The organism is Streptomyces sp. NPDC037290 (genome assembly GCF_055603245.1).
Map to the genome: position 1 here is coordinate 582,056 of NZ_JBVJVZ010000003.1, position 11,296 is coordinate 593,351.

At 73.6% G+C, this 11,296-nt stretch carries 8 protein-coding genes; 5 read left to right on the top strand and 3 right to left on the bottom strand.

The window, feature by feature from the left end; translation table 11 throughout:
* Window positions 1-83 precede the first annotated feature (83 nt).
* Both ctaD and ctaF read left to right on the top strand, forming a co-directional pair.
* On the top strand, window positions 84-1,748 hold the full coding sequence (gene ctaD / locus ACZ7HQ_RS13355; protein WP_470988968.1) for an aa3-type cytochrome oxidase subunit I: 1,665 nt from the start codon (window positions 84-86) through the stop codon (window positions 1,746-1,748).
* On the top strand, window positions 1,745-2,128 hold the full coding sequence (ctaF, locus tag ACZ7HQ_RS13360) for an aa3-type cytochrome oxidase subunit IV (RefSeq protein ID WP_470988117.1): 384 nt from the start codon (window positions 1,745-1,747) through the stop codon (window positions 2,126-2,128). Before ctaD ends, ctaF begins: the two co-directional genes overlap by 4 nt.
* On the opposite strand, the gene qcrB is transcribed toward ctaF, so the two are convergent.
* The 3 genes from qcrB to ACZ7HQ_RS13375 form a co-directional block, all read right to left on the bottom strand.
* Window positions 2,064-3,557, bottom strand: a complete 1,494-nt coding sequence (gene qcrB, locus ACZ7HQ_RS13365; RefSeq protein WP_470988120.1) for a cytochrome bc1 complex cytochrome b subunit — start codon at window positions 3,555-3,557, stop codon at window positions 2,064-2,066. The two genes, ctaF and qcrB, sit on opposite strands and share 65 nt — an antisense overlap.
* A complete protein-coding gene (locus tag ACZ7HQ_RS13370; protein WP_470988121.1) occupies window positions 3,554-3,829 on the bottom strand; it encodes a hypothetical protein in 276 nt (91 codons plus the stop codon). The genes qcrB and ACZ7HQ_RS13370 overlap by 4 nt, the downstream gene beginning before the upstream one ends.
* A gap of 69 nt (window positions 3,830-3,898) precedes the next feature.
* Entirely contained in the window at window positions 3,899-6,361 is a 2,463-nt protein-coding gene (locus tag ACZ7HQ_RS13375; RefSeq protein WP_470988123.1) for a SpoIIE family protein phosphatase, read from the bottom strand.
* 193 nt (window positions 6,362-6,554) lie between these two features.
* Between ACZ7HQ_RS13375 and lanKC the strand changes: the two genes are divergently transcribed.
* From lanKC to ACZ7HQ_RS13390, 3 genes are all read left to right on the top strand, one after another.
* Entirely contained in the window at window positions 6,555-9,197 is a 2,643-nt protein-coding gene (lanKC, locus tag ACZ7HQ_RS13380; RefSeq protein WP_470988125.1) for a class III lanthionine synthetase LanKC, read from the top strand.
* A 38-nt stretch (window positions 9,198-9,235) separates the two neighbouring features.
* Window positions 9,236-9,349 (top strand): SapB/AmfS family lanthipeptide, encoded by a 114-nt coding sequence (locus tag ACZ7HQ_RS13385; protein WP_470988128.1) that lies wholly within the window; start codon window positions 9,236-9,238, stop codon window positions 9,347-9,349.
* A 100-nt stretch (window positions 9,350-9,449) separates the two neighbouring features.
* Window positions 9,450-11,294, top strand: a complete 1,845-nt coding sequence (locus ACZ7HQ_RS13390; RefSeq protein WP_470988130.1) for an ABC transporter ATP-binding protein — start codon at window positions 9,450-9,452, stop codon at window positions 11,292-11,294.
* The last annotated feature ends 2 nt before the right edge of the window (window positions 11,295-11,296 follow it).

An 11,296-nucleotide genomic window follows, 5' to 3' on the forward strand; every position in this document is an offset into this window, starting at 1 on the left:
ACGACCCCGAGTACGAGGCGTGGCGCGTGGGAGGGCGCAGGTCACGGGGAGTAGCGTCACCCGCGATGACCGAACTACCCGAAATGTCGGACACCAACGAGATCGTCGCCCGGTACACGGCACCCGCCCCGCGTACGGGCCGCGCCCTGCTGCGCTGGGTCTCCACCGCCGACCACAAGGTGATCGGCCGGCTCTACATGGTCACGGCCTTCTGCTTCTTCCTGCTCGCCGGGCTGCTCGCCCTCGGGATGCGCGCGGAACTCGCCCGGCCGGGCCTGCAGTTCCTGAGCGAGCACGGCTACGACGAGTTCTTCACGATCCACGGCACGATCATGATGCTGCTGTTCGCGACCCCCATGTTCGCCGGGTTCGCCAACGCCGTGATGCCGCTGCAGATCGGCGCGCCCGACCTGGCCTTTCCCCGTCTGAACGCGCTGTCGTACTGGATGTACCTGTTCGGCGGGCTGATGGTGGTCTCCGGTTTCCTGGTGCCCGGCGGGGCGGCGGCGTTCGGCTGGTTCGCCTACGCGCCATTGAACAGTGCCTACTACTCCCCCGGCGCGGGAGGGGACCTGTGGGCGATGGGGCTGGTGGTCTCGGGTGTGTCGACGACGCTGACGGCGGTGAACTTCATCGCCACGATCCTGTCGCTGCGCGCGCCGGGCATGACGATGTTCCGGATGCCGATCTTCACCTGGAACGTGCTGTTCACCTCGATCCTGGTGCTGCCCGCGTTCCCGGTGCTCACGGCGGCGCTGCTGGTGCTGGAGGCGGACCGGAAGTTCGGGGCGCACGTCTTCGACGCGGCGAACGGCGGGGCCCTGCTGTGGCAGCACCTGTTCTGGTTCTTCGGTCATCCGGAGGTCTACATCGTGGCGCTGCCGTTCTTCGGGATCGTCTCCGAGATCCTGCCGGTGTTCTCCCGCAAGCCGCTGTTCGGCTATCTGCCGATGATCGGGGCGACGATCGCCATCACCATGCTGTCGGCGGTGGTGTGGGCGCACCACATGTTCGCCACCGGCGCGGTGCTGCTGCCCTTCTTCTCCGTCATGTCTTTCCTGATCGCGGTGCCGACGGGCATCAAGTTCTTCGCGTGGATCGGCACGATGACCCACGGCTCGGTCTCGTTCGAGACGCCGATGCTGTGGTCGCTGGGCTTCCTGGTGTCGTTCCTCCTCGGCGGGCTGAGCGGGGTGCTGATCGCCTCGCCGCCGCTGGACTTCCATCTCACCGACACCTACTTCATCGTGGCGCACCTGCACTACGTGCTGTTCGGCACGGTGGTGTTCGCGATGTTCGCCGGGTTCTACTTCTGGTGGCCGAAGTTCACCGGGAAGATGCTCGACGAGCGGCTCGGCAAGCTGCACTTCTGGCTGCTGTTCCCGGCGTTCCAGCTGACGTTCCTGGTGCAGCACTGGCTCGGTGAGGCCGGTATGCCCCGGCGTTACGCGGACTACCTGCCCGAGGACGGATTCGCGCTGCTCAACACCCTGTCGTCGGCGGGCGCGTTCCTGCTGGGCGTCTCCACGCTGCCGTTCCTGTACAACGTGTGGCGCACCGCGAAGCAGGGCGAGAAGGTCACCATGGACGACCCGTGGGGGTGGGGGCGCGGCCTGGAGTGGGCGACGTCGTGCCCGCCGCCCCGGCACAACTTCGTGGCGCTGCCCCGGATCCGCTCGGAGTCGCCCGCCTTCGACCTGCACCATCCGGAGGTCGAGAGCCCGGCCGGGGAGGAACTGGCGCGATGAAGGCGGAGGCGATGCTGTTCGGCGGGGTCGCGCTGTTCTTCGGCGGGTCCGCCGCGCTGTACGGCGTGTGGTCGCAGGACGAGACGGGCACGGTGGCGCTGGTCGTCGCGTGCGCGATGGCCGGCCTTGTCGCGTTCTTCTGCCTGATCCAGTACCGGCGCCGCGGGACGCGGGCCCAGGACCGCACCGCCGCGGAGGTGGCGGACGCGTCCGGGCCGGTGGCGTTCTTCCCCGACGAGAGCGTGTGGCCGATCGTCACCGCGCTCGGTTTCGCGCTGACGGCGACCGGCGTGGTGTTCGGGCTGTGGCTGTTCCTCATCGGTCTGGGCGTTCTGGCACGCGGGGTGTACGGGATGGTGTTCCAGTACGCGCACCGGTGAGCGGTCTGTGCGGGGCCCCGGGGCGGAACGTGTCCACGGGCTCGTGGTCGGTCTCGTAGCCGCCGGCGACGCTCTGCCGGATCTCACCCGTGGGCACGCCCTCGGCGAGGCGCTCGTTCTCGGCCGCCGTCAGGGCCCGGCACAGCCATCGGGCCACCAGGAAGGCGAGCACCGGTGCCACGATCAGACTGACGCGCAGCACCCAGGTGATGGCGTTGACGGAGACCCGGAAGGTCTGGGCGATGACGTCGTTGCCGCCGGCCAGCAGCAGCACACCGTAGAACACCGTGCCCGCCACGCCGAGGCCGGTGCGCACCGGCCGCTCGCGGGGCCGGTCGCACAGGTGCCGCTCGGCCCACCACTCCCCCGTCAGCCGCTGTTCGACGAACGGGTAGGCGTACAGCACGGCGAACAGCAGTCCCGGCAGGACGACCGCGGGCAGCAGGACGTTCCACATCAGGGTGTGTCCCGCGACGTTCGTCTCCCACGGCGGGACCAGCCGCAGCGCGCCCTCCAGAAAGCCGACGTACCAGTCCGGCTGGGAGGCGGTGGAGACCTGGTCGGGGCGGTAGGGGCCGTAGTTCCACACCGGGTTGACCTGGGCGATGCCGGCCAGCAGCACCAGGACGCCGGCGACGATGACGGACAGGCCGCCCGAGGAGCCGGTGAACTGCGGGAAGAAGGGCTTGCCGAGGGCGTTGCGCGGCGTGCGTCCGGGACCGCGCCACTGGGTGTGCTTGAGATGCACCACCAGGATCAGGTGCACGGCGACCAGGGCGAGGAGGAGGCCCGGGAGCAGCAGGACGTGCAGCGGGTACAGGCGGGTGATGATGTCGTGGGCCGGGTACTGGCCGCCGAAGGCGAGGAAGGCCACGTACGTGCCGACGACCGGGATCGACAGCATGATGCCCTGGGCGATGCGCAGGCCGGTGCCGGAGAGCAGGTCGTCGGGGAGCGAGTAGCCGGCGAAGCCCTCGGCGAGCGAGACCGCGAACAGGGTCACCCCGATCGTCCAGTTCAGCTCACGGGGCCTGCGGAAGGCGCCGGTGAAGAAGATCCGCAGCAGGTGCGTGCCGATCGCGGCGACGAAGACCAGCGCGGCCCAGTGGTGGGTCTGCCGCATCAGCAGTCCGCCGCGCACGTCGAAGCTGATGTGCAGGGTGGAGTCGAAGGCGGCCGACATGCGCACACCGCGCAGGGGCACGTAGGAGCCCGCGTAGACGACCTCACGCATCTCCGGCTGGAAGAACAGCGTCAGCCAGACCCCGGTCAGGACCAGTACCAGCAGGCTGTACAGGGCGAGTTCGCCGAGCAGGAAGGACCAGTGGTCCGGAAACGCCTTGCGCAGCAGCGGGCCGCCCTCGTAGACGGGCAGCCGGGCGTCCGCGGCGTCCACGAGCCGCTCGGCGCGGCGCCCCGCACGGCTCATGCGGTCTCCGGCTCCGCCGCCGCCCGGGCGACCTCGGCCTCGACGTCGGGCCGCGGCCGGCCCGTCTCCCTCGCGTACTCGCTCACCGCGCTCTGCACGTCCCGGGCCAGGTCCCGCCAGGCGCGCAGCGCGGTCTCGTAGGTGCCGGACTGGGCGCCGGTCATCCGCCGCTCGGCCGGCGGTCCGTAGGTGTCCCGCAGCTCCTCGACCGTGGCGTGGGCCGCCTCGGCCGCGCGCTGCTTCTGCACGAGTTCCTCGAAGGTGTGTGCCACACCAATCGACCCTAGGCACCACTTTCCGGATGTGCCTCCCCAACGTGCCCGAACACACCCGTGTGGGGGTCAGCCGTCGGGTACGAGGTCGGCCCAGACCTGTTTGCCGCCGCTGACCGGGAGCGTCCCCCAGGCCGCCGACACGGCCTCCACCAGGAGGATGCCCCGGCCGCCGGTGGCCTCCCAGCCGATGCTGGCGGGTTTGACCGGGCTGCGCGGGGAGGAGTCGGCGACGGCGAGCCGCAACCGGTGGTTGACCAGGCTGAGGTCGAGGCGGACCTGCCCGCCGGTGTGCACCAGGGCGTTGGTGACGAGCTCGGAGACCACCAGCAGGGCCGCGTCGAGGGTGTCCTGCGAGACGCCCCAGGCACGCAGTGTGCGCCGGGTGAAGCGGCGGGCGTGCCGCACCGCCTCCGGCACCCGCCACACCGTCCAGCTCTCGCGCAGCGGGCGGACGGCCATGCCGTCGTAGCGCATCAGCAGCAGGGCGACGTCGTCGCCCCGGTGCGCGCCGGTGAGCAGCGCGTCGGCGACCAGCCCGAGGTGCGCGGGATCGGCGGCGGCCAGCTCGGCGGCGAGCCGCTCCATGCCGACGTCGATGTCGGCGTCCGGTGCCTCCACCAGGCCGTCGGTGGTCAGCGCGAGCACCGTGCCGGGCTGCAGCCGCAGCGGGATCATCGGGAACTCGGCCCGGTCGAGCACGCCGAGCGGCGGGCCGCCCTCGGCCCGGACGATCTCGGTGGTGCCGTCCGGATGGCGCAACACGGGGTGGAGGTGGCCGGCGCGCACGCACCAGGCGGTGCCCTGCTCCATGTCGACGTCGACGTAGGCGCAGGTGGCGAACAGGTCCGTCTCCATGTCCAGCAGCAGCCGGTTGGCGTGCGCGACGACCACGTCCGGCGTGTGGCCCTCGACGGCGTAGGCGCGCAGCGCGGTGCGCATCTGGCCCATCAGGGTCGCGGCACCCGCATTGTGCCCCTGCACGTCGCCGATGACGAGGGCCACGTGGTTGTCGGCGAGCGGGATCACGTCGTACCAGTCGCCGCCGACCTCCAGCCCCGCCGTGGTGGGCAGGTACCGGGCGACGGCGACCGCGCCGGGCAGCCGGGGCAGGCGGCGCGGCAGCAGGGTGCGCTGGAGCATGCCGACGAGTTCGTGCTCGGCGTCGAAGGCGTGGGCGCGCAGCAGCGCCTGTCCGGTGAGGCCGGCGCAGGCGGTGAGCAGGGCGCGTTCGTCGGGGCCGAAGTCGCGGGGGCGGTCCCAGCCGATCAGGCAGGCGCCGGCCATGCGGCCGCCGGCGGGCAGCGGCAGCACCGCCAGGCCCCCGGGGCCGACCTCGGCGAGGGCCGGTTCCAGCTCGGTTCCGGCCGGCCAGATCCGGGCGCGGCCCTCGCGCAGCGCGGCGGCCAGCGTGGGCATGGCCCGCACCGGCGCGTCGGGCCACTCGGTGCGCCACTCGCTGCGCCACAGCTCGGGCCAGGCCTCCGGTTCCGGCGGGTCCAGCACGGTGACGACGAGCCGGTCGTTCTCCAGTTCGGCGAGGGCGATCCGGTCGGCCTGCAGCGGCCCGCGCAGGGCGGCGACGACCGCGTTGCCGACGTCCTTGACGGTGCCGGCGGTGGCGAGGGCGGCGGCCAGGCGCTGTACCCGGGCGACGTCGGTGACGTCGGAGCGCAGGGTGGTGGCGTCGGCGACGGTACCGACGAGCCGGGCGGAGCGGCCCTCGCCGGCGGGCAGCAGCCGGCCGCGCAGCCGCACCCACCTCGGCACGCCGGACGGCTGCAGGATGCGGAACTCCAGCTCGCGCTCGCCGATGGACATGTGGTCCGCCTCGACCACCGACATCAGCGCGGGCAGGTCCTCGGGCACGGTGAGTCCGAGCAGGGTCTCCACCCGGCCGTCGAAGGCGTCCCGGGCGAGCCCGAACAGCCGCAGGATCCCGTCGCCGACCTCGACCTCACCGCTGTCCATGGCCAGGCTGAAGGCGTCCGGCGGCAGCTCGCCGCGGTCGCCGGCGGGGGCGCCCGCGACGGGCACGGTGACAGCGCGGGCGATCAGCTCCAGGCAGGTGCGGTCGTCGGTGCCGAAGCCGCCGGGGCGCTCGCTGACGGCCAGCAGACAGGCGCGGCCCGCCGGGTGGAGCGGCAGGACGGCCAGGGAGAAGTCCGGGGACGGGGTGCGCCGTGCCTCGGGGCAGTCGGCCAGCTGCTCGGGCCCGAGCCAGAGCGGGCGTCCGGTGCGGTGGGCCTCGGCGACCGGGGAGCCGCCGCCGGCCGGGTAGGCGTCGCGCAGTCCGTAGAGGGTGCGGGGCAGGCCCGCGGACTCGGCGAGGAACAGCTCGGACGGGTCCTCGCCGGGCATGTACACCCCGGCGAAGGACGCCCCGGCGAACACCAGCGCCTGTTCCAGGACCCGGTGGAGCCGGTCGGGCGTGTCGGGGGCCGCGGTGAGCGTCTCCAGGGCGGCTTCGGCACGCTCCGGCGCCGTCTTCGTTCCGCTGACCGCAGCGCCCTCACTCACCACGTTCGCCATTACAGCGCGTACGGGCCCTGCGCGCAGCCCCTGCGAACGCTCCGGCTGATCCGACGCGCCCACTTCGTTCGAAAGTCGCCGAACGCATCTTGACCCATGAGTTCCGCATGGTGTCCTCGTGACAGACGTGACTGTCCGCGACCGCCCGGCTCCTGCGAGTGTCTTTCCGGTCACACGACGAGGAGGGAGGGGCATGGACAAGCGGTACGAGGTGTACGCGCTCGCCGACGGGCACTTCTACGACACGCCCGACCGGCTCCCGGGAGCGGACGGGGCGCCGGCGGCCCTGTTCGCGACGGCGCGTCGCACCGTCCCGGAGGGCTGGCACGCGGCGCGCTCCGGCGACTGGCTGACGCTGACCCCGCTGGACGCCGACGGCGGCCCGGTTCCGTCACCTGCGCAGGGCTGGAAGATCCACTCCTCGGCGACCGCCGGGAACGCGGAACGGATCGCCGGCATCGTGTGGGACTACTGCGTGCCCCGCCGCATCCCCTTCAAGTTCGTGCCCGGCCCGCACCTGCTGCACCTGCGCAACGCCAAGTACGCGGGCCGCGACACCAGCGGCAAGTTCGTCACGGTCTACCCGGCGGACGAGGAGCAGCTGCAGCAGGTGCTGCGGGACCTGGGCGCGCTGCTGAAGGGCTTCGAGGGCCCGTACATCCTGACCGACCTGCGCTGGCACGACGGCCCCCTCTACGTCCGCTACGGCGCCTTCGCCCGCCGGTACGTCGTCGACGAGCGGGGCTCGCTGGTCCCGGCGGTGGCCGACGGCACGGGCCGGCTGGTACCGGACCGGCGGGCGCCGTCCTTCCAGGTGCCCGAGTGGGTGACGCTGCCGGAGTTCCTGCGGCCGCATCTCGACGCGCGCAACACCACGACGGTCGGCGAGCTGCCCTACCGCATCGAGAAGGCGCTGCACTTCTCCAACGGCGGCGGGGTGTACGCCGGCACCGACACCCGCGACGGGCGCCGGGTGGTGCTGAAGGAGGCCCGGCCGCACGCGGGTCTCGCCTCCGACGGTGCAGACGCCGTGGCCCGCCTCGAACGGGAGAAGGCGGCGCTGGAACGGGTCGCCGGGACCGGTGTGGTGCCGGAGGTACGGGACTGGTTCACGCTGGGCGAGCACCGGTTCCTGGTCATGGACCATCTGGCGGGCCGCCCGCTGAACTCCTTCTTCGCCGAACGGCATCCGCTGCTCACCGCCGACCCCGACCCGGCGAAGGTCGCCGCGTACACGGCGTGGGCGCTGCGGATCAACGCGGCGGTCGAGCGGGCGGTGGCGGCCGTGCACGCGCGCGGGCTGGTCTTCAACGACCTGCACGTCTTCAACATCATGGTGGCCGAGGACGAGCGGACCGGGGACGAAGAGGCCGCGCACGAACCGTCGGTGTACCTCATCGACTTCGAGGCCGCCGCGCCCGCCGCCGAGAACGCCCGGCAGACCGTCGCCCACCCCGGCTTCTTCGCCCCGCCGGACCGCCGCGGCACGGATGTCGACCGCTATGCGCTGGCGTGCCTGCGGCTCGCCCTGTTCCTGCCGGTGACCACGCTGTTCGTGGTGGACCGGGGCAAGGCCGCGCATCTCGCCGAGGTGATCGCCGAGCAGTTCCCGGACGTGCCGCGCGCCTATCTGGACGAGGCGGTCGCCGAGATCACCCGGGCCACCGCGGGCGGCCGGCGCGTCCGGCCCGCTGTGCCGGTGGTGCCCGGCGACTGGCCCTACAGCCGGGACTCGATGGTGAAGGCGATCCTCGCCTCCGCCACCCCGGAACGCGACGACCGGCTCTTCCCCGGTGACATCGCCCAGTTCTCGGACGGCGGCGGCCTCGGCCTCGCGCACGGCGCGGCCGGGGTGCTGTACGCCCTGCAGGCCTCCGGTGCCGGCCGCTACGACGAGGGCGAGCGCTGGCTGCTGACCCGCACCGCCCCGCCGCCACCCGGCACCCCGCTCGGCCTGTACGACGGCCTCGCGGGTGTCGCCCTGGTGCTCGGCCAACTCGGCCACCGGCAGCGGGCGTTGGAGCTGATCGACGGCATCCTGCGGGAGAACTGGCGCAGCCTCGCCTCCGATCTGCACGGCGGACTCGCCGGACTCGGCCTGGTCCTCGGCCGGCTCGCGGAGATCACCGGCGAGTCCGCCCTGCGGCAACACGCCGCCGAGGCCGCCGACATCCTCGTACGGCGACTCGCCGAACCGGTGCCGGACACCCCCCGCCGACGCGCCGGACTGCTGCGCGGCGCGACCGGGCCCGCGCTGTTCCTCCTCAGCCGGTACGAGGAGACGGGCGACGAGCGCTGCCTGACCGCGGCGGCCGAGGCACTCCGCCGCGACCTGGACCGCTGTGTGACCCAGGAGGCGGGCGGCGGCCTGGAGGTGGACGAGGGCTGGCGCACGCTGCCCTACCTCGGCGACGGCAGCGCGGGCATCGGACTGGTCCTCGACGACTACCTGGCGCACGCGGACAGCGCGGAGTTCGAGCGCGCCCGGACCGGCATCCTGACCGCCGCCACCTCCCGCTTCTACGCCCAGCCCGGTCTCTTCCAGGGTCGTGCGGGTATGATCCTGCACCTCGCCCGCAGCACCGCGCCGGGCGTCACCCGAGAACGGCTGGAGCAGCAGATCGCCGGGCTCGGCTGGTTCGCGATGGACTACCAGGGCCAACTGGCCTTCCCCGGGCACCAGATGATGCGGCTCTCCATGGACCTCGCCACCGGCACGGCAGGCTGCCTGCTCGCGCTCGCCGCGGCCCGCGACGACGCCCGCAGCGCGCACCTGCCCTTCCTCCCGCCGCCACCGGCGGCCCGCACACGCGGCTCCGCACCGACGGAGCCGTGACGCACAACCCCCGTCCCCAACCAGGAAAGGACAACATCATGGCACTGCTCGACCTGCAGACCCTCGAGTCCGAGGAGCTCATCCACAACGGCGCGAGCACCGCGAGCCTGCTCTCCTGTGTCTCCGCGGCGAGCGTTCTGCTCTGCCTCTGACCGGGCCTGTGAGTCCACGGCTCCGGACGGCGCCCTCCCGCGTGGAGGGGCCGTCCGGGGCCTTCCCCGTCCGCGCCCGACCCGAGCGAGGCCGCAGCCGATGAACTCCCGCCCCGACAGCGCCACTTCGGCGGCCGGCCGCGCCCTGTCGCGCGCGGTGCTGCGCCAGGGCGGCGCCCGCTGTGCCGCACTGTGCGCGGTGAGTACGGCGGCCACGGCGGCCGGCCTGCTGCTGCCCGCCCTGTTGGGCCACACCCTGGATCTGCTGCTGGACCGCGCCCCGGCCGCACGCTGGGTCGCCGGCTGCGCCGGGGCGGTTGTACTGCTCGCCCTGCTGGACGGCTGCGCGGGCGTGTTCTCCGGCACGGCCGACGCGCAGGCCACCGCATGGCTGCGCCAGCACCTCACCGGGCACGTACTGGCGCTGGGCCCGCGTGCGGTGGCCCGGTTCGGCGCCGGGGACCTGGTGGCGCGGCTGGTCGGCAACGCGGCACAGGCCGGAACGGCGCCGGGCGCGCTGGCCGCCCTGGCCGCTGCGCTCGCCGGGCCCGTCGGGGCCGTGGTCGCGCTCGGCCTCATCGACCCCTGGCTGGCGGCGGTGTTCCTCGCCGGAGCGCCGGTCCTGGCCCTGCTGCTGCGCGCCTTCACCCGGGACACATCGGCCTGCGTGGCCGAATACCAACAGGTGCAGGGCCGGATCGCCGGTGCGCTGGCGGAGGCGGTCGGCGGCGTCCGCACGATCCGGGCCGCGGGCGCCGAGGACCGTGAGACCGCCCGGATCCTGTCACCGTTGCCCGAACTGTCGTGCGCCGGACACCGCATGTGGCGTGTGCAGGGGCGGGCCGCCGCGCGGGCGGTCACCGTGGCACCGCTGCTGAACCTGGGCGTGCTGGCCGTGGCGGGACTGCTGCTGGCCCGGCACCGGCTGTCGGTGGGTGAGGTGCTGGCCGCCTCCCGGTACGCGGTGCTCGCCACCGGGGTCGGCGCGCTGGTCGGGCAGCTGGCCGCGCTCGCCCGGGCCCGCGCGGCGACCGGCCGGCTCGCCGAGGTGCGCGCCGAGCCCGCGCCCGGCCACGGCACACGCCGCCTGCCGCCGGGCAACGGCCGGCTGGAGCTGCGGGCGGTCACCGCGCTCCGGGGCGGACGAGCCGTCCTGGACGGCATCGACCTGACGGTCCCGGGCGGCACCACCCTGGCGGTCGTCGGCCGTTCCGGCGTCGGCAAGTCCCTGCTCGCGCAGATCGCCGGCCGGCTCACCGACCCCGACGCGGGCGAGGTCCTCCTCGACGGCGTCCCGCTGCACGATCTGGCCCACGCCGAGCTGCGCGGCGCCGTCGCCTACGCCTTCGAGCGCCCCGCTCTGCCGGGTACGACCATCGAGGACACCATCGCCTTCGGCCTCACGCCCGCCACGCCGTCCGCCGTCCGCACGGCGGCCCGACGCGCCCACGCCGACGACTTCGTACGACGCCTCCCGGCCGGCTACGCCACCCGGACCGCCGACGCGCCCCGCTCCGGCGGCGAGTCCCAACGCCTCGGCCTGGCCCGCGCCTTCGCACACGGGGGCCGGCTGCTGATCCTCGACGACGCCCTGTCCAGTCTGGACACGGTCACGGAACACCGCATCAGCCAGACCCTGCTGGCCCCCGACCCGTCCCACACCCGCCTCCTGATCGCCCACCGCGCGACGACCGCGGCCCGCGCGGACCGGGTGGCCTGGCTCGACGCCGGCCGGGTCAGAGCGGTCGGAACCCACCGGGAACTGTGGCAGGACCCGGGGTACCGGGCGGTGTTCGACGGCGACCCGGAACCGGGGCGCGGGGCCGCCGTGCCGAGTGACGCCCGCGGCACCGCCACCGCGGGCGACCCCGGACCGGGGACACGCGGCCGATGCCGGCACGGCACGGGGAAGGACGCGCCGGGACCGAGCGGAAACGGGAGGTGACG

Excerpts from the sequence above, each read along its gene's own strand:
- ctaD (WP_470988968.1), top strand. The coding sequence starts at position 84 with ATGTCGGACACCAACGAGATCGTCGCCCGGTACACGGCACCCGCCCCG.
- ctaF (WP_470988117.1), top strand. The coding sequence starts at position 1,745 with ATGAAGGCGGAGGCGATGCTGTTCGGCGGGGTCGCGCTGTTCTTCGGC.
- qcrB (WP_470988120.1), bottom strand. The coding sequence starts at position 3,557 with ATGAGCCGTGCGGGGCGCCGCGCCGAGCGGCTCGTGGACGCCGCGGAC.
- ACZ7HQ_RS13375 (WP_470988123.1), bottom strand. The coding sequence starts at position 6,361 with ATGGCGAACGTGGTGAGTGAGGGCGCTGCGGTCAGCGGAACGAAGACG.
- lanKC (WP_470988125.1), top strand. The coding sequence starts at position 6,555 with ATGGACAAGCGGTACGAGGTGTACGCGCTCGCCGACGGGCACTTCTAC.
- ACZ7HQ_RS13385 (WP_470988128.1), top strand. The coding sequence starts at position 9,236 with ATGGCACTGCTCGACCTGCAGACCCTCGAGTCCGAGGAGCTCATCCAC.
- ACZ7HQ_RS13390 (WP_470988130.1), top strand. The coding sequence starts at position 9,450 with ATGAACTCCCGCCCCGACAGCGCCACTTCGGCGGCCGGCCGCGCCCTG.